Here is an 18,242-nt window from a genome sequence, read left to right as displayed (position 1 = left end):
TTTTTTTATTATTATATTCATTTATTACTTTAAAAACTATTTATTGGTTAGCCTTTTTAAAACCTTTACTTTAAATAATTTGCTTAATTATGTTTTTTAGTATGAGATTATAAAAATAGATATTTTAGATGGTATTCATGAAAGCTTGTTAAAGGCTCAAAAAGATGGCGTAGGATTTAATGAATTTAAAAAGGGTTTAAAAGCTACTTTAAGTGATAAAGGCTGGTACGGACAAAAAGACATTGTAAATCCACTCACAGGCGAAGTAAGAGCAATAAATATAAACTCAACAAGACTTAAAACAATCTATACAACAAATATGCAAAGAGCTTATAACCTAAGCCGTGCAAAAGTGATGATGAACTACACTTATAAAACATATTGGCTTTACAAATCAGCAAAGCTTAGCACAAGTAGAAGTAGTCATTCTAAAATGCATAATGTTGCAATCCATAAAGATGATGCTTGGTGGCTGATAAATTACCCACCAAATGACTATAATTGCAAATGTTATGTAATACCAATTAGTGAAAAAGAAGCAAGAAAATATAAAATAATGATAAATCCACCAAATATAGCAGACGAGCAATTTGCGTATGATAAAAGGATTGGTGTAAGTAATAATGTAAACCTTGAGCTAAGTTTTAGTCTTGATAAATTACCAAAAAATCCAAGCTATGAAAATCTTAGCGATGAAGAGGCTTTAAATAAAGTTTATGAAAGATTTAATGCTAAAAAAGGAGAATTATTAGTTGATAAGATAGGTGATGTAATAAGGCTTGATGATATGTTTTTTATGGATAAAAAGAAAAATGCTCCAAAAATTAAAAAGAACAATCGTCATTTATACATTGATTATTTTCCAAAATTATTAAATGACCCTGATGAGATTAGACTAAGTCAAGAATTAGACCCTAGATTTGATAAGTCAGTCATCAAAAAAAAACATATATAAAATGGTTTTATGATGATAATATAAAAAAAGCTTTAGTAATGGTAGTAAATCAAAAAGGCGATGTGATAAATAATAAAACTATGTTTTTAAGCGATAGAGAGGATTACCTAAATGATATTTTAACTCAAGGTAAAATAATCTATAAAAAATAACTACTAGCGGCTCAGTAACGAGATAAAGAGGACTCGCCGCATTTGTCTTAAATCTCTACTTGATAGTAGTTATTGTGATATTTTAGTGGATTTTGCATTACTTGTCAAATTTATAAGAAGTAAGAAAGGAGGGCTGAGTGTTTACAGCCAATGACCCGTTGCCCCATAACGATGATACCATAAACACATAACATTTCTTGTATGGCATTTTAACTCATTTAAATTTATTTGTCAAATCACATTTTAGCAATAAGCTTGGCTTTCATTTGTGTAAATTTATCATCGTTTATTATGCCTTGTTCTTTTAGCTTTGCTGGTTTTTAAGTTTTTTGTTAAATAATATTTGTTTATTATCGTTGTTGGAAATAAAACACTCTAATAAATTCATCATATCCTTGGTAGTTTAATTTTTATAATGTTATAAGAAATCCGTATGTGGATAAAAATTTAAAAAGACATAATTGATTGTTTGAAGATATGATATAGAAAAAGGGTGTATTTTATAGATTTATAAACATATTTTTAAATGATTGTATTGATAAAAAACAGATATTGTTATAAAGTAAATTTTAAAACAGAAAGTAAAGAGCAAAATGAAAAGCTTTCATCAATCTAATAAGTGCGATAATTTTGCTAGTGGTTGCAATCTTACAAGCAAAAAACGCCAAGCGTTAGAAAAAAGGGCGAAAGCCCTTTATTATCGTTTTACCCTTGATATTTTTAACATAAAAAGGAGAAAAAATGATTACAAGTGTTTTAATACTTGCTTTATCGGTTAGCGTTTTAACTTTATCAATTAAAGTTATAAGACTTGAAAAAGAAGTTAAAAAATTATAAACAAATAACTAAAAATATTTATGAAATAGTTGTAGATTTTCATACTATGTTTTAAAAAATTTTAGAGTTATTACATAAGTCTTGGTGATAGTTGTAGTTTTTTTTATTTTCTTCTTTAAATTATTTAAAAATATAGAAATGTAAAAACCAAAATTAATTAAAAATAAATTAAAGATGTTATAAAAACTCTATTTTATATTAAAATTATGCTATTTTTAGTCTAAAGCTAATATGTTAAAATATAACAAAATCTTAAAAATAAGGGAGGATTATATGAAAAAATTATTGTTATTATTCATATTAGCATTACAAATTAATGCTAGGGGGATTTATGATACTGAGCCCACACTAAATTACACACAAGCAAGATTATATGATGAATGTATCAAAGAAAACAATGCTAAATCTTGTGAGAATTATTTGGATTATAAAAAATATGATAGTAGTGATTATTTAAAATCAAAAGAGAGTGCTGAAGTAGCTTTTAAAGGTTGCGATGAGTTACAAAGTGCTAAGTCTTGTTTGATTTTGGCTAAATTTTATTCTAAGTATTCTCCAAAAAATCAAATTATTTTCAGTGATGAAAAAAAAGAATTTGATTATTATGTAAAATCTTGTGAATTAAATAATAAATATTGCATTATGGTAGGAAAACATTATAAATTATTATACGCTGATACTAAAGATAAAAAAGATAAAAAACAAGCTTTAAAGTATTATAAGATTTCTTGTGATAGTGGTTATAAATTAGCTTGTGAAAATTATAAAGAATTAGATAGTTGGTGGAAATAATCCACCAACAAGATTAAAAGCCATAAAGTTTCATAGCTACTTCTGATTTTCTTCCACCAAGCAAGGCAAGTAATGCCCCACGAGTAAAGAAATTTGCCATGATTTTATTTTTATCGTTGATTAAACTATTTCTAGTGTGAGCTTATGGTCTGTATTAATATTATCTTTTACAATACTCTCAGTTATTGGGTTTCTCATTCCACCAGCTTTATAAGTAAATTTACTTATAAAACTAGCTACCGCCATCATTCTAGTATGTTTTACCATTTTATCCATAATTTCGTAAATTAAAAGCACTAAACTGTTAATGTTATTTGCTTTATATAAATAAAAAATCAAATTTAAATTAAGAATAATTTGAATTTGATTTTATTTTCTAAACAAAAGCAAAGAATTAAACACCACAACAAGCGATGAAATACTCATAAGCATAGCACAAAGTGCAGGATTTAAATGCAAATTAATCTCGCTAAAAACCCCACAAGCTAGAGCAATTCCTATGAAATTATAAAAAAACGATATGAATAAATTTTGCTTAATCTTACTATAAGCTTTATCAAAAATCTCAAAAAGTTTTATGATTTTAATCAAATCATTTTTTAGCAATATCGCATCGGCTTTATTTTTAGCAATTGCATTTGCGTTGCTAAATGATATGCCAAAATTAGCCGTTCTTAATGCCTTAATATCATTAGCCCCGTCCCCAATAAATACGCTTTTTGCGTTTAAACTCTTTATTATCGCAGCTTTATTTTCAGGTGTAACTCTAAAATAATATTCGCTAATTTCTAGTTTGTTTGCTAGATTTTCTACTCTTTCTTTACTATCTCCGCTAATTATTATTATTCTTTTATTGAGTGATTTTAAAAAGCTAATTAATTCTTTTGCATTTTCATTAATTTCGTTTTCTAAAGTAATTTTGCCTAGATATAAATCATTTTTATAGCATAAAAACTCATTTTCGCAAGGTTTTATTTCTACTTTTAAATTCTCATCAGTATAAATTAAAGAATTATCCTTTAAAGCACAAGTTCCATTTAAATCTAAAAAATCAGTAAAATTATTCGTAATACTCTTAGCTATTGGGTGATTTTGAGTATTTTCAATACTTGCAATTAGCCTAAAATCAGCTTCGTTTAAATCGTGTGATATTTTTTGCACGGAATTTGTAAGTGTGCCTGTTTTATCAAAAACAAAGCATTCTATATCTTTTATTGAGTTAATTAGCTCTGGATTTTTTAAAATTATTCCTTCTTTAAAGCATAAATTAATACAAATTACTATTACCATAGGAATTGCAAGTCCTAAGGCACATGGACACGAGATTAACAACACACTACTAACATAAAAAAACACCTTAGAAGAATCTATAAAATACCAAGCAAGTCCTGTAATGCTAGCAATTATACAAATTATTAATACAAAATATTTGCTAATCTTATCAACTAATTTAAAGGCTTTTAAATCCTTATTATTAGCTTTCATTGCTTCATCTTTAAGCTTTTCAAGTGAGCTTTCATAATAAGTGCTAGTTGCTTTTATCTTTAATAATTCGCCCTTATTAATGCTACCTGCATAGACTAATTCTCCTATTTTTTTGCTTAGACTAAAGCTTTCTCCACTAATAACGCTCTCATCAATTAAGGCTTCATTTAGACATATTCCATCTACTAAGATTTCTTCGCCGTTTTTAATAAGTAGCTCATCATCTTTACTTATTTGATTTGCTTTTATTATTTTATTGTTTGCTAGGGTTATTGTAGGGATTTTGCTTGGTGTGATTAAAGAATTTGCTTTAGCTTTTGCTTTATTTTCAATAAATTTTCCAAGCCTAATCACAAAGCAGACAAAAGTGCTTTCAAAAAAGAAATGATGATGAATACTAAAAAATGAATAAAAATAATTAATGCTAATTCCAAGCACTACAAGTAAATCCATTCCATAGCTTTTATGAAATATTACTCTTTTATAAAAATCAAGCGAAAGTAAAATAGCCAAACTTGCAAAAACACAAGAGAATAAAAAGCTAAAATCAATAAAAGTTAAAACACTAAAAATCGCTAAAAAAATTAGCCTAATGCCTTCATAAGTATTTTTTGCATTTATTTTTTCTAAGCTTACTTCAAAGCCTAGTTTTTTGATAGCAAAAATTAGCTTTTCACTATCAAAATCATCATTTACACTAAATTCTCCAAATTTATTGATAAAATCAACCCTTGCATCTATTACGCCTAATTTTAAGGCTTCTTGTTTGATTGAATTAGCACAATTTACACAATGCATTCCGTTAATAAAAAGCCTTATATTTTTCATACTAATTTACCTAATCTAAATCCTAATTCTAAAAGCTCATCTTCAAATTCTTCTTTATTCGCATTTATAAAAATATATTTTAAATCATCACTAAAATTAATTGTTCCAAAATCTTCTTCTAAAGCATTTTTTATCTTATTTACACAATGATTGCAATTTACATTAAAAATCTCATATTTTTTCATTTTATCTCCTTTAAAAAATGTAGCTTTCCCCATCATCTGGGATTAAAACTCTATCGTTTAAATTATTCTTATTTACAAATTCTTTTAAAGCTTTTCTAGTTAAAATACAATGATTAATAGCTTCTAAATGAACGGCTATTATTTTACTAGTTGATATTTTAGCAATATTTTTAATATCGTTTTCATTCATAATAATACTATCATCAAATCCTAAAACCATAGCATTTCCAGCATTTACAATAACAATATCATAATTTTGTTTTAAAGTATTTTCAACATCTTTTGTTAAAACACTATCTCCTATTAAATAAACACTTTTACTATCTTTTGCACTAAAAATAACTCCCATAGTATCACCTAAAAGCCTTGCTAATTCTTCGTTTTTATATATTTCTTCGCTTCCGTGTTTTGCTTTAGTTTTTGTTAGTTTTACTCCTTGAAATTCTAAAGTATCGCTTAAAATCTCAAGATTTTTAAATCCTAAATCTTTAAAATAATTATAATCTTGATTATCTTGAACGAAAACTTTAATATTTTTATCTAATTTTTTACAGGTATATTCATCTATATGGTCTAAATGATTATGAGTAATTATTACAGCATTTACATCATTTATAATTTCTTCAAAACTAAATGGCAAATCCACTAAAGGATTTCTTAAATGTGAATTATAAGTATTTGCAAAACCTTCATAAGTGCCTTTTGGTGCCAACATAGGGTCTATTAAAAAACACACATTATTTATAGTGATTTTTACACAAGCGCTTCTAATTAATTGAACTTTTGTATTCATAAAATCTCCTTAAATTAAATTAAAGGATAGATATTATCTTTTTTAAAAATAATTGTAAATTACTTACTTTTTCGTATGTATGATAAGCTTTTTTCATTTAAAGCATTAAATAATTTCTTTTCTTTTAAAACTTCAATGCCTATTTCTTGAAAAATAATAATAGCTTTTAACATTTGCTTTCCACGATTTGTTAAAAAATATTCTACTTTTAGCGGATAGCCATCATAAGTTATTTTATCTACTAAGCCATTTTCTCTTAATTGATTTAAGTGTTCAAGAAGCATTTTTTGACTAATTCCAATTATATCTTTTTGTAATTTTGATAAAGAAGAATTACCTAAACTTAATTGAAAAATGATTATGCTTTTCCATTTTCCATTTATCATATTTGCAGCTACTTGCAAAGGACAGGTTACATTATTCATATTTATTTGCATAAAAACTCCTTTATACTTACAAATTCGTAAGTAATTTACATTTAATTAAATACGAATTATAATTATAAAAATTAAAAAGGAATAAAGTTATCCTAAAACTAAATTTAAAGGAAAAACAATGACTTGCACCTATCAAGACTTAATTCATAAACCAATAAAACAACATTCAAGCAATCATTCTTGTAATCACTCACACCATAACCACTCCCATAATCATTCACACGAACATCACGACCATTCTCATACTCATTCTTATGATTTTACTAAGAATAAAAAAGCATTATTATTAAGCTTTATAGTAACTTTTGTAGTAATGTTTGCTGAATTAATTTATGGGTATTTAGCTAATTCTTTAGCATTAATTAGTGATGCACTTCATATGATAACACACGCTTTTGCATTGATAATAAGTTTTATTGCACTAATATTTATTAATAAACAAGATAGTAAAAAAACTTATGGATATTATAGAAGTGAAATAATAGCTGCTTTTATAAATGCTATTATGATAGCTATATTTACTATATTTATTATCTATGAAGCTATTGAAAAACTATTAAACCCAAGTAAAATAGATATAAAGACTATGCTTATAGTATCTTGCTTTGGACTTGTAGCAAATATAATTAGTGCTTTATTATTAATGAAAGCTGATACAAGTAATTTAAATATTAAATCAAGTCTAATTCATATGCTAAGTGATTTACTTAGTTCTGTTGCAATTATTATTGGTGGGATTATTGTTTATTATACTGATTTTTATTTTATTGATTCAATACTAGCTTTATTAATAGCTTTAGTAATTGCTAAGTGGTCTATATCATTATTTAAACAAAGCTTAGATATTTTACTTGAGAGCTCATTCATTGAGATTAGTGAAGTAAAAGAATTTATATTAAAGCAAGATTTAAATATAAAAGATATTCACGATATACACATTCATTCAATATCTCAAGATTATCATATACTAACAGCTCATATAATCTTAGATGATTTAAATGAGTTTAAAAGTGTTTTACAAAAGCTTAATGCTTTACTTAAAAATAAGTTTAATATACATCATATTACTATTCAGCCAGAAACAATATAAAGGATTAAAATGAAAAAATTATTTTTTGTATTTAGTTTAGTAAGTGTATTGTTTTCAGATAGTATTAGTTTTGCAATACCGAATAATGTAGGAGATTTAAATCCACATGGTTATAGTGGAGAAATGTTTGCACAAGATATGGTATTTGAAGGTTTAGTTGATTTTTCTGAAGATAGTAAAATAATCCCTTCTTTAGCAACTTCATGGGAGATTAGCGAAGATGGTTTAGTATATACTTTTTATCTTAGAAAAGGAGTTAAGTTTTCTAACGGAGAAGACTTTAATGCAAATGTTGTAAAAGCAAATTTTGATGCACTTGTAAAAAATAAGAATGCTCATAGTTGGTCGGCTTTTATGGGTGTATTGAGCAGAGTTGAAATAGTTGATGATTATACAATAAGGCTTATTTTAAACCACACTTATGAATCTACTTTAAGAGAATTAAGTCTTGTAAGACCATATAGGTTTCAGTCTTTAAGTTCGTTGCAAAATAAAACAGGTGCTATAGGTACTGGTAAATGGATTATTGAAAAGTCAAAATTAGGAGAATTTGATAAGTTTGTAAGAAATGAAAATTATTGGGGTAAAAAGCCATTTTTAGATGAGATATTATGCAAGGTTTTACCAGATGCAAATACTAGGGTTATAGCTCTTAAGACAGGTGAGGTTGATTATATTTACGGAAATCCATCATATCTTAATTCAACCATAAACCTTGATTCGTTTTTAGATTTTCGAAAAGATAAAAATTTTCAAACAATTATAACAAAACCAATAAATACTACCTTAATAGCACTCAATTCTACTTCTGGTTTTACAAAGGATAAAAATGTAAGAATTGCTTTAAATATGGCTATTGATAAAGATGCCATTAGTGAATATGTTTATTATAAAACTCAACCAAAAGCAGATTTTTTATATCCTGATGATGTGCCAAATGCTAAAATTGATAAAAAACCATATAAATTTGATATAAAACAAGCTCAAAAGCTTTTGAGTGATAGTGGTTATAAGCTGAATAAAAATAAAATTTTTGAAAAAGATGGAAAAACTCTTGAGTTAAATTTATTTTATATAGGAAACGACTCAGAGCAAAAAGCAATATCAGAAGTTATTCAAGCTCAGCTTAAAAAGGTCGGTATTAAGATTAATATTCATGCTGATGAAATGAGTGCGTTTTATAAACGCCAAAAAACAGCTGAATTTGATATGATTTTTCACTCTACTTGGGGAGCTCCTTATGAACCTGAGATTTTTATGGCTTCATTTAAAGTTCCAGCACATGCAGATTTTATAGCACAAAGTGGACTTAAAGAAAAGGCATTGATAGATAGCAATATTGACAAAATTAGTGCATCTACAAATGCAAATGAAAAGGCAAAGTTGGTAAAAGAAGTATTGGAAATATTACATGATGAGGCTGTTTATATACCTATTATATTTAATACTAATAAAGGCATTGTAAGTAAAAAATTTGACAATGTAAATGGGAGTATTATAGGTTATAGGGTGCCATTTGAAACTATAAAGGAGTTAAAATGAAAAAATTATTTTTTGTATTTATTTTATTAATTAGTTTTTTAAATTCAAGTGAGCTAAAAGTAGCTACTTCTAAAAATGTAGGAGAACTAAACCCACATTTGTATTCTCCAAATGAAATGTTTGCTCAAAATATGGTTTATGAAGGATTTGTCTCATACTCGCAAGATAATCAAATAATACCTAGTCTAGCTACTTCTTGGGAGATTAGCGAAGATGGTTTGGTATATACTTTTTATCTTAGAAAAGGAGTTAAGTTTTCTAACGGAGAAGACTTTAATGCAAATGCGGTAAAGCTTAATTTTGATGCAATTTTTGCTAATAAACAAAGGCATATTTCTTTTGCACTTGTAAGGGCTTTTGATTATCTTGAAGTGGTTAATGATTATGAAGTAAAGCTTCATTTAAAACATATTTATGAACCTACTTTAAGAGAACTTAGTCTTATTCGTCCTTTTAGATTTATAGCTCCAAGTGCTATGATTGATAATAATACAAAAGATGGTATAAAAGCACCAATTGGCACAGGTAAATGGAAATTTGTTGATACTAAATTAGGCGTTTATGATAAGTTTGTTAAAAACGAAAATTATTGGGGCGAAAAAGCTAAAATTGATAGCATAGTATGTAAAATAATCCCTGATCCAAGCTCAAAAGTAATAGCTCTAAAAACAAAAGAAATTGATTATATTTATACTGATGGAGAAATTAGCTTAGAAGATTTTATAAACTTGCAAAAAAGCGATTATCAAACGCTAATTTCAAAGCCACTTAGCACTATTTTAATAGCACAAAATACAGCAAAATATCCAACAAATGATATTAATGTAAGAAAGGCTATTAATATGGCTATTAATAAAGATGAAATTAGCAAATATGTTTTTTATGGGACAAGACCAAAGGCTGATTTTTTCTATGATGATAATGTGCCAAATGGCAAAATTGATAGAAGTGCATACGAATATAATCCTAAAAAAGCTAAGCAATTATTACTTGATAATGGTTGGGAATTTAAAAATGGCTTTTTAGAAAAAGATGGCAAAAGATTAGATATAGTGATTTCTTATATAGGAATTAATGCAGAGCAAAAGGCTATATCAGAAGTATTACAAGCGAATTTAAAAGAAATAGGAATTAATCTAATCTTACAAGCTAATGAAAGCACTATATTTTATAAAAGACATAGAAATGGGGAATTTGAATTAATCTTTAATGCTACTTGGGGAGCTCCTTATGAGCCTGAAATTTTTATGGCTTCTATGGTTGCACCAGCTCACGCTGATTATATGGCTCAAATTGGATTAAAGCAAAAACCACTAATTGATGAAAATATAGAAAAATTATCTAAAACAATGAATAAAGATGAAAAATCTAAACTAGCTAAAGAAATACTTACAATCTTACACGATGAAGCGGTATATATTCCTATTGTATACCATACAAATATATGCGTTGCAAGTCCTAAATTAAAAGGAGTTAAAACGAGTATTTTAAAATATGAAATTCCTTTTGATGATATAGAAATTAAGGAGTAGTATGAAAAAATTCATATTAAAAAGAACTTTATATGCCATTATTTGCTTGTTTTTAGCATCAATTTTTATTTTTTTATTAATTAGACTTAATGGAACTGATGCTGTTATGAATTATTTGCAAGTTAGTGGGATAGCACCGACTGATGAAGCGATAGAGCATACAAGAATTATGCTAGGCTTAAATGAGCCAATAATTACTCAATATATAGTTTGGATAAAAAACGCCTTGCAATTAGATTTTGGGACATCTTATTTTACTAATCGTAAAATTGCACCTGATTTGTTTGAATACTTAGGAAATACTTTAAAGCTAACATTATTTGCCTTGCTTATAACCTTTATAATCTCTATTCCTTTTGGGGTGTTTTCTGCAATTTATAAAAATCATTTTTTTGATTATTTTGTAAGAATTTTTTCATTTTTAGGTGTTAGCACTCCTAGTTTTTGGCTTGGTTTATTATTTATTTTATTTTTTTCTGTTGAGCTTAATTTATTGCCTCCTTTTGGCATAGGTGGGATTAATCATTTAATAATGCCTGCATTAGCAATATCTTTTATGTCAATTGCTATTAATGCTAGATTTATTAGGATTAATTTTTTACAAGCTTGTAATGAAAGATTTATAGCTTATGCAAAAATGCGTGGCGTAGGAAAGTATAAGATATATTCAAAACATATTTTATTTAATTCTTTACTACCTTTAATAACTGCTTTTGGTATGCATATAGCTGAACTTTTTGGTGGGGCTTTGGTGATTGAAAATATTTTTGCTTATCCTGGAGTTGGTCGTTATGCTGTAAGTGCTATTTATTATAGTGATTATCCTGTAATTCAAGCTTTTAGTATGATGATGTGTTTTGTGTTTATTTTAATTAATTTAATCACTGATATTTTATATGCGATAATTGACCCAAGGATTAGATATGAGTAAGAAAATTTATGAATATTTTGTGTATTTTTTATGTGCTTTTATAATCTTACTTGCTTTATTTGGTAAATATTATGCACCTTATAGTGCAAATGAGATTAATTTAGCGAATAAATTTGCTAGTAATTCATTATTACATATTTTTGGGACTGATCATTTAGGAAGAGATATTTTCTCAAGGATTTTAGAAGGTGCTTATATTTCAATTCTAGCTACCTTTTCAACCATTATTATAATAATAGTTTTAGGCGTTAGTGTGGGTTTTATAGCTGGATTTTCAAATAATAAAATTGATAATTTTTTAATGAGAATTTGTGATATATTTTTATGCTTTCCTACTATTGTTTTGGCTTTATTTTTCGTAGGGATTTTAGGAACTGGTTTATTAAATATAATTATAGCCATTGCTTTAACTCACTGGGCTTGGTATGCAAGGATTATTAGAAGTATTGTTTTAAAGTTAAAAAATACTGAATATGTATTAATTAGCAAAACTTGTGGAGCTAGTAATTTTAAGATTTTTAAAAAGCATTTTGCAAAGCCTATTTGTATGCAGCTACTGGTATTAAGCACACTTGATTTGGGGCATATAATGCTGCATATTTCAGGTCTTAGTTTGCTTGGGCTTGGGGTAAAAGCACCACAGGCTGAATGGGGGATAATGATAGCTGAAACAAAAGATTATATTTTAACTCATTATGAGCTTATTTTATATCCTGGAATTGCTATGTTAATTGTAATTATTGCTTTTAATTTATTAGGCGATATTTTAAGAGATAAATTTGAAAATTTAATACAAGTTGAAAGTCATGGATAAAATAATAGTAAAAAATTTAAATATATTTTATAAAGATACAGCCTTAGTAAATAATGTTAGTATGAATATACAAAGTGGAAAAATCACGGCTTTATTAGGGCTTAGTGGAAGTGGAAAAAGCCTAATAGCAACAGCTATTATGGGATATGTAGCAAATAATTTAAAGCTTAGCGGGAGTATTTGTTTAGATGATAATTCAAAGCAAAATATTGCTTGTATTATGCAAAATCCAAGAACAGCTTTTAATCCTTTATTTAGTATCAAAAACTGCTTTTATGAGACTTTAAAGGCAAGGAATTTAAAAATTGATAATGAATATATAAAAGAGATTTTAAATAAAGTTAAATTGAACGAAAGCGTTTTAAATCTTTATCCACACGAATGCAGTGGCGGAATGCTTCAAAGAATTATGATAGCTTTAGCCTTAGTATCTCGTGCAAAATTTATAATAGCTGATGAGCCTACGAGTGATTTGGATTTGATTTCTCAAGCTGCAGTTTTAGATATATTAGAAGAAATATCAAGCAAAATAGGGATATTGTTGATAACTCATGATTTTGGAGTGGTTGCAAGACTTGCTGATTATGTTTATGTTATGGATAATGCAAGGATTGTTGAAGAAGCAACTTGTATTGATATATTTAAAAACCCACAAGCAAATATAACAAAAGAATTAATTAATTCACATTTATCATTATACGGAGTTAGCAATGCTTAAGGTAGAAAATATCTCATATTCATATAAAAACTCAAATTTATTTAGCGATAAATATACTCAAGTTTTAAATGGAGTTAGCTTTAATTTAGATGAGAATAATTCTTTAGGTATTTTAGGAATTAGTGGAAGTGGCAAAAGCACTTTAGCAAAAATCATTGCTAATATTTACAAAGCAAATTCTGGAAATGTATTTTTAAACAATGTAAAAATACAAGATAATAAAGAGTATAAAAAATTAATTCAAATAGTATTTCAAGATTCAAGAGCATCTTTTAACCCTGATTTTAGCGTTTATGAAGCCTTGATTGAACCTTTAGAAAATCTTACCACTTTTAGCAAAAGCGAGATTAAAAAAAGAGCCTTAGAATGCTTAGAATTATTAGAATTAAATCAAGACTTATTAGATAAAAAATGCTCAATGCTAAGTGGGGGACAATTACAAAGGCTAAGCATAGCAAGAGCTATTTCAATTAAGCCAAAAATACTTATTTTAGATGAAGCTACAAGTTCATTAGATGTATTAATTCAAGCAAAGATTTTAAAGACTTTAAAAAATCTTCAAAAGGATTTAAGCTATATCGTAATAACTCATGATTTAAGGATTATAAAATTATTTTGTGATGAGGTTTTAGTCCTTGATAAAGGCAAGGTAATTGAGAGCAAAAAAGTATGCAAGGATTTAGAATTATTTAGTGATATAGGTAAGGAATTACAAAATAGCGTGTTAAGTCCTTACCCAAAAGATTTTAATTTTTATTAGGCAAAATTAAATTTAAAATAATTGCAAGTAAGGCACTTAAGCCAACTCCTGCAAAGCTAATCATTCCAAAATCAGCTATTAATCCACCTACTCCAACTATTAAAGTCGAGCTAACGATAACTAAATTTTTATTATTAGTTAAATCTATTTTAGCATCAACTAAGGTTTTAATTCCAAGACTAGCAATTGTTCCAAATAAAAGTATCATAACTCCACCCATTACAGGCAATGGAATTGATTGTAAAATAGCATTAAATTTACCCACAAATGCAAGTAATATTGCAAATATTGCAGCCCAAGTCATAATTTTTACTTGTGCGTTTTTTGTAATCATTATTGCACCTGTAACTTCTGAATAAGTTGTAACTGGAGGACCACCTATTAAACCTGCAACACAAACTCCAACACCATCTCCGCTTAAAGTTCTATGAAGACCTGGGTCTTTTGTGTAATCTTTTTTAGTTACTGCACCTATTGCCATAACTGCACCAATATGCTCAATTACAGGAGCAATTGCAACAGGTATCATAAAAATTGCTGCACTAAAATTAATGCTAGGTGTTTCAAAATGTGGTATTGCAAACCAAGATGCAGCTTTAATTGCACTAGTATCAACATAGCCTAAAATAAAGGCTAAAATATATCCACAAATAGCACCTATTAAAATAGGAACTAATTTAAACATTTTTGAGCCAAAAATAGCAATTACAATAGTAACTAAGAATGAAAAAGTAGAAAGCATTAAAGCTATATCTTTATCAATTACTTGAGTTGAGCCACTCATACCCATAGCCATTCCAGCTGCACTTACAGCAACGCTAAGACCTATTACGATGATTACAGGGCCAATTACAACTGCGGGAAAAAGTTTGCTAATAAAACTCTCGCCTTTTGTTTTGATAATTGCAGCAAAGATAAAATAAACAAATCCTGTGCAAAACAAAGCAAACATAGTTGAATTAATTCCCCATTCTTTCATAGAATAAATTATAGGGGTTATGAATGCAAATGATGAGCCAAGATAGATAGGAACTTTAAATTTCGTAATAATTTGAAAAATAATCGTTCCGCACCCAGCACCTAAAAGAGCCATTGCAGGATTTAGTCCGGTAAGTAAAGGAACTAATACCATTGCACCAAAGGCTACGAATAAAATCTGAAGTCCAGATATCGCGTCTTTAATCATAAAAAAATCCTTTTTTATTTTGAGTTATTATCTCACAGGGGTAAGGTAAAAAAGGATTTTTATAAATTAAATAAACATAAAGGAGGATTGGTGACCCATACGAGACTCGAACTCGTGTTACCGCCGTGAAAGGGCGATGTCCTAACCGCTAGACGAATGGGCCTTTTTAAGTTTTTTTGTAATTTAAAGCCGACATTATATGTTAAAAAACTTAAATTAAACTTAAAAAATAAAAAAAAATTAATTTTTTTTATAAAAATATTTTTTTAACACTTATTCTATATATTTTATACATTCTATGCCGAATTTTTCTCTTAAATTGTTTATAGTTTTATTTAATTTATATTCTTTTTCTTTTGGGTTAAATAATGATTCGCTATAGTTTTCTTCTAAATTGTATACATTTAAGCCTATATAATGAACTTTAAAATTTATTTTTTTTATTAATATTTGAAAACTTTTTAAAGCTGTAGCAATTAAATTTTTTTCATAAAAAGGTTGGCTTAGATATTCTGAATGATTTATTGTTTTATTTTCAAATTTTATTTCTAATATTAATTTTTTAGGATGTAATTGTTTTTTGCTAATCCATATACATAAATATCTAGATAGTATTTTTACTCTTCTAGTTAATTCTTGTATATCATCTATAGGTTTAAAATTTTTAGATATTCCATGGCTTTTAATATTTCTTTTTTCTAATACTTCTTCATTGTCTATACCTTGTATTCTTAGTAGTAATTTTTGACCATATTTTCCATATTTATTTAATATATTTGGATTTGATATTACTTTATCCAATGTATTAATTCCGTATATTCTTAAGTGATTTTGCATTTTTTTACCTATACCTGGAAAATATGAAATATCAAGCCCATTTATTACTTTATTTATATCAGTTTCATAATAAATTCCGAATGGCTTTGCTAAATCAGTAAGTAATTTTGCACTCCATTTGCTTTTTGATATACCTATACTAGCAGGCAATTTAAATTTAGTAATTAGCTCATTTTGTAAGTATTGCGCGTATTCTAAAACTTCATTATCTTTTTTGAAACCATCTAAATCTCCAAAAAATTCATCAATGCTAAATTGTTCTAATATTGGAATTTTACTTTGTAAAAATATTTTTACTTTTTTACTTGTATTTTTGTATAAATTTATATTTGATTGTATTAGTTTTAGCTCAGGGCATTTTATTAATGCATTATTTGCTTTGTCCCCGACTTTAATTCCAAATTTTTTCGCTTCGTTTGAAAGTGCAATTATAGTTAAATGTCTATAATCAATTTTTTGTTGTGATTGTTTTGATTCTAAATTATTCATGAAGGCAATATCACATTCATTAAAATTAATTTTATTATTAAAGAAATTTTCATCATATCCAGTAAATATGGCACATGGGATATTATTTAAATTCTGATTATAAATTCTTTCAACACTAACAAAATATGTGTCAAAATCTATGTGGATTTTCATACTGTGAATTTATCTTTGTAAAAATTATAAAATTCATTAATAGGACAAGCACCTTTGTAAAAATAAAATCCTTGTAATTCATCACAGCCTATTTGTTTTAAATAGTTTATTTGTTCTATTGTTTCTACACCTTCTGCTGTTGTTTTTTTATTCATTGATTTTGCTATTTTAATAATTCCTTCAATAATTGCCATTGAATTTTTATTCATAATTTCATTTTTTGGTGCTTTTAATCCATCTACAAAACTCTTATCAATTTTAATTGTATCTATTGGTAGGCTATTGATATATGAAAGTGAGCTATAATCTTTACCAAAATCATCAATACTAATCATATATCCACAATTTTTAATATCATTTAATACACAAGCACTATCATCATTTAACCCATATCTTTCAGTAATTTCTATTTCTATATATTTTTCATTTATATTATATTTTTTAGAATTTGTTTGTAAAAATTTAATAATTTGATTATTTTGCAAGTGTCTAGCTGAAATATTTACGCTAATTGGTATAAAAATTCCTTTGTTTTGTAAAAATAATTGGTCTTTATGCACGCAAGATATTACAAATTTTTCTATTTTTAATATTAAATCACTTTTTTCTGCAATTTTTATAAATCTTTCTGTATTTTCAAATTTATTATCTCTTTTCCAGCGAATTAATGCTTCTGCACCTTTTACTAAATTATCATTTGCTCCGATTTTTGCTTGGTAAAATACTTCTAAATCTTTATTTTCAATAGCTTTTTTTAAATCTATTTCTAATTTTGTATCGTCTTTTATTTGTTTTGCTAATTCTAATGAAAAATTACAATAATTTTTATTTTTATTTAAACTAGCTAATAATGCAGCTTTATATGTATTATCAATTAATGTTGAATAATTTTCGTTATCTAAAATGCTAAAACCTATACCTATTTGCTGTTCATATATTCCATCACTTCCGAAATTTATACTTTCACTAAAACATTCTTTTAGTTTAATTGCCATATCATCAAGGGCATTGTTTATATCAGTACAAGTAAAAGCTAATAAAAAATCACCATTTCCACTAATCTTAGCTACTTTAGAATTAGATATTGTTGTAGCAAAATTAGAAAATCTATTAGCTAATTCTATTATTACCTTATCAACTAATTCAAAACTCCTGCTTTTTAATAAATTCTCATAATCCTTTAAATATATATAAGCTATTATAATTGGAAGTTCTGTTTCATTTTTTAATTTTAATATATCTTTTAAAAATTTTGATTTGTTAGGCATTTTAGTTAATGAGTTGTAATTGTCTTTATTATAAATTTCTAATAATACATTGTTTAAAGATTTTGCAATATTTTTTAATTCTATGTAATTAATATTTTCTAAATTTAATGGAGTGTGCGTTATCATTGATGAGCTAATATTATTTGTAAAGATTTCAAAGTCTTTTTCTACTTTTTTTAGTTGTTTTTGGTATAAAAAATAGCTACTTAGACCGGCAATTCCTAAAAATAATGAAAATAAACTAAATTGTAAAAAGCTATCTTTACGATTTTCATTCAGCCTAATATTTAAACTTTCTTTACTTATTTTGTGAGTTATATGGTGCTTATGTATTCTTTTAGTTTCACTTATATATCTATATGTGCTAAAGAAAAATCCAGCAAGTTCAATTATTATAAAAGTTGCAATTAAAATTTTTTTAAAAGAATATGATAAAACTGATCTTGCTTTCATAGCCT

17 protein-coding genes and 1 tRNA gene are annotated in these 18,242 nt (G+C 26.5%); 9 read left to right on the top strand and 9 right to left on the bottom strand.

Annotated features, from left to right (window positions below; all coding sequences use genetic code 11):
* Nucleotides 1–145: 145 nt before the first annotated feature.
* Together NY022_RS05895 and NY022_RS05890 are read left to right on the top strand one after the other, a co-directional pair.
* Complete coding sequence (locus NY022_RS05895) at nt 146–955, top strand: phage minor head protein (RefSeq protein WP_267524375.1); 810 nt, start codon at nt 146–148, stop codon at nt 953–955.
* Nucleotides 956–2,217: 1,262 nt separating this feature from the next.
* Nucleotides 2,218–2,736 (top strand): hypothetical protein, encoded by a 519-nt coding sequence (locus NY022_RS05890; RefSeq protein ID WP_267524373.1) that lies wholly within the window; start codon nt 2,218–2,220, stop codon nt 2,734–2,736.
* A gap of 120 nt (nt 2,737–2,856) precedes the next feature.
* Here the strand turns inward: NY022_RS05890 and NY022_RS05885 are convergent, their stop codons facing one another.
* From NY022_RS05885 to NY022_RS05865, 5 genes are all read right to left on the bottom strand, one after another.
* Complete coding sequence (locus tag NY022_RS05885) at nt 2,857–3,012, bottom strand: hypothetical protein (RefSeq protein ID WP_267524371.1); 156 nt, start codon at nt 3,010–3,012, stop codon at nt 2,857–2,859.
* Nucleotides 3,013–3,105: 93 nt separating this feature from the next.
* Nucleotides 3,106–5,049, bottom strand: coding sequence for a heavy metal translocating P-type ATPase (locus tag NY022_RS05880; protein WP_267524369.1), 1,944 nt, complete (start codon nt 5,047–5,049; stop codon nt 3,106–3,108).
* Nucleotides 5,046–5,234: a heavy metal transport/detoxification protein gene (locus tag NY022_RS05875; RefSeq protein ID WP_214120494.1), complete on the bottom strand. Its 189-nt coding sequence runs from the start codon at nt 5,232–5,234 to the stop codon at nt 5,046–5,048. The genes NY022_RS05880 and NY022_RS05875 overlap by 4 nt, the downstream gene beginning before the upstream one ends.
* A 10-nt stretch (nt 5,235–5,244) precedes the next feature.
* A complete protein-coding gene (locus NY022_RS05870) occupies nt 5,245–6,027 on the bottom strand; it encodes an MBL fold metallo-hydrolase (protein WP_267524366.1) in 783 nt (260 codons plus the stop codon).
* A gap of 59 nt (nt 6,028–6,086) precedes the next feature.
* Entirely contained in the window at nt 6,087–6,464 is a 378-nt protein-coding gene (locus NY022_RS05865) for a winged helix-turn-helix transcriptional regulator (RefSeq protein WP_250325158.1), read from the bottom strand.
* A gap of 118 nt (nt 6,465–6,582) precedes the next feature.
* Between NY022_RS05865 and NY022_RS05860 the strand changes: the two genes are divergently transcribed.
* The 7 genes from NY022_RS05860 to NY022_RS05830 are packed head-to-tail and all read left to right on the top strand — an operon-like array spanning nt 6,583 to nt 13,851.
* Nucleotides 6,583–7,554, top strand: coding sequence for a cation diffusion facilitator family transporter (locus NY022_RS05860; RefSeq protein WP_267524362.1), 972 nt, complete (start codon nt 6,583–6,585; stop codon nt 7,552–7,554).
* A 9-nt stretch (nt 7,555–7,563) separates the two neighbouring features.
* Complete coding sequence (gene nikA / locus NY022_RS05855) at nt 7,564–9,096, top strand: nickel ABC transporter substrate-binding protein (protein ID WP_267524360.1); 1,533 nt, start codon at nt 7,564–7,566, stop codon at nt 9,094–9,096.
* Complete coding sequence (nikA, locus tag NY022_RS05850) at nt 9,093–10,628, top strand: nickel ABC transporter substrate-binding protein (protein WP_239802936.1); 1,536 nt, start codon at nt 9,093–9,095, stop codon at nt 10,626–10,628. The genes nikA (NY022_RS05855) and nikA (NY022_RS05850) overlap by 4 nt, the downstream gene beginning before the upstream one ends.
* A gap of 1 nt (nt 10,629) precedes the next feature.
* A complete protein-coding gene (locus NY022_RS05845) occupies nt 10,630–11,559 on the top strand; it encodes an ABC transporter permease subunit (protein ID WP_267524358.1) in 930 nt (309 codons plus the stop codon).
* Complete coding sequence (gene nikC, locus NY022_RS05840) at nt 11,552–12,373, top strand: nickel ABC transporter permease subunit NikC (RefSeq protein WP_214118841.1); 822 nt, start codon at nt 11,552–11,554, stop codon at nt 12,371–12,373. The genes NY022_RS05845 and nikC overlap by 8 nt, the downstream gene beginning before the upstream one ends.
* Nucleotides 12,366–13,091: an ABC transporter ATP-binding protein gene (locus NY022_RS05835; protein WP_214118843.1), complete on the top strand. Its 726-nt coding sequence runs from the start codon at nt 12,366–12,368 to the stop codon at nt 13,089–13,091. Before nikC ends, NY022_RS05835 begins: the two co-directional genes overlap by 8 nt.
* Entirely contained in the window at nt 13,084–13,851 is a 768-nt protein-coding gene (locus tag NY022_RS05830) for a dipeptide/oligopeptide/nickel ABC transporter ATP-binding protein (protein WP_267524355.1), read from the top strand. Before NY022_RS05835 ends, NY022_RS05830 begins: the two co-directional genes overlap by 8 nt.
* On the opposite strand, the gene NY022_RS05825 is transcribed toward NY022_RS05830, so the two are convergent.
* The 4 genes from NY022_RS05825 to NY022_RS05810 all read right to left on the bottom strand — a co-directional run bounded on the left by NY022_RS05825 (nt 13,838) and on the right by NY022_RS05810 (nt 18,237).
* Entirely contained in the window at nt 13,838–15,037 is a 1,200-nt protein-coding gene (locus NY022_RS05825) for a uracil-xanthine permease family protein (protein WP_267524354.1), read from the bottom strand. The two genes, NY022_RS05830 and NY022_RS05825, sit on opposite strands and share 14 nt — an antisense overlap.
* An 88-nt stretch (nt 15,038–15,125) precedes the next feature.
* Nucleotides 15,126–15,200 (bottom strand) — tRNA-Glu (locus NY022_RS05820).
* A gap of 110 nt (nt 15,201–15,310) precedes the next feature.
* Nucleotides 15,311–16,516 (bottom strand): hypothetical protein, encoded by a 1,206-nt coding sequence (locus NY022_RS05815; RefSeq protein ID WP_267524352.1) that lies wholly within the window; start codon nt 16,514–16,516, stop codon nt 15,311–15,313.
* On the bottom strand, nt 16,513–18,237 hold the full coding sequence (locus tag NY022_RS05810) for a GGDEF domain-containing phosphodiesterase (protein WP_267524350.1): 1,725 nt from the start codon (nt 18,235–18,237) through the stop codon (nt 16,513–16,515). The genes NY022_RS05815 and NY022_RS05810 overlap by 4 nt, the downstream gene beginning before the upstream one ends.
* Nucleotides 18,238–18,242: the final 5 nt, after the last annotated feature.

The organism is Campylobacter sp. MG1 (assembly GCF_026616895.1).
Classification (GTDB): domain Bacteria; phylum Campylobacterota; class Campylobacteria; order Campylobacterales; family Campylobacteraceae; genus Campylobacter_E.
This window is presented reverse-complemented; position numbering and strand designations above follow the sequence as displayed.

Excerpts from the sequence above, each read along its gene's own strand:
- NY022_RS05890 (WP_267524373.1), top strand. The coding sequence starts at position 2,218 with ATGAAAAAATTATTGTTATTATTCATATTAGCATTACAAATTAATGCT.
- NY022_RS05885 (WP_267524371.1), bottom strand. The coding sequence starts at position 3,012 with ATGGATAAAATGGTAAAACATACTAGAATGATGGCGGTAGCTAGTTTT.
- NY022_RS05880 (WP_267524369.1), bottom strand. The coding sequence starts at position 5,049 with ATGAAAAATATAAGGCTTTTTATTAACGGAATGCATTGTGTAAATTGT.
- NY022_RS05875 (WP_214120494.1), bottom strand. The coding sequence starts at position 5,234 with ATGAAAAAATATGAGATTTTTAATGTAAATTGCAATCATTGTGTAAAT.
- NY022_RS05870 (WP_267524366.1), bottom strand. The coding sequence starts at position 6,027 with ATGAATACAAAAGTTCAATTAATTAGAAGCGCTTGTGTAAAAATCACT.
- NY022_RS05865 (WP_250325158.1), bottom strand. The coding sequence starts at position 6,464 with ATGCAAATAAATATGAATAATGTAACCTGTCCTTTGCAAGTAGCTGCA.
- NY022_RS05860 (WP_267524362.1), top strand. The coding sequence starts at position 6,583 with ATGACTTGCACCTATCAAGACTTAATTCATAAACCAATAAAACAACAT.
- nikA (WP_267524360.1), top strand. The coding sequence starts at position 7,564 with ATGAAAAAATTATTTTTTGTATTTAGTTTAGTAAGTGTATTGTTTTCA.
- nikA (WP_239802936.1), top strand. The coding sequence starts at position 9,093 with ATGAAAAAATTATTTTTTGTATTTATTTTATTAATTAGTTTTTTAAAT.
- NY022_RS05845 (WP_267524358.1), top strand. The coding sequence starts at position 10,630 with ATGAAAAAATTCATATTAAAAAGAACTTTATATGCCATTATTTGCTTG.
- nikC (WP_214118841.1), top strand. The coding sequence starts at position 11,552 with ATGAGTAAGAAAATTTATGAATATTTTGTGTATTTTTTATGTGCTTTT.
- NY022_RS05835 (WP_214118843.1), top strand. The coding sequence starts at position 12,366 with ATGGATAAAATAATAGTAAAAAATTTAAATATATTTTATAAAGATACA.
- NY022_RS05830 (WP_267524355.1), top strand. The coding sequence starts at position 13,084 with ATGCTTAAGGTAGAAAATATCTCATATTCATATAAAAACTCAAATTTA.
- NY022_RS05825 (WP_267524354.1), bottom strand. The coding sequence starts at position 15,037 with ATGATTAAAGACGCGATATCTGGACTTCAGATTTTATTCGTAGCCTTT.
- NY022_RS05815 (WP_267524352.1), bottom strand. The coding sequence starts at position 16,516 with ATGAAAATCCACATAGATTTTGACACATATTTTGTTAGTGTTGAAAGA.
- NY022_RS05810 (WP_267524350.1), bottom strand. The coding sequence starts at position 18,237 with ATGAAAGCAAGATCAGTTTTATCATATTCTTTTAAAAAAATTTTAATT.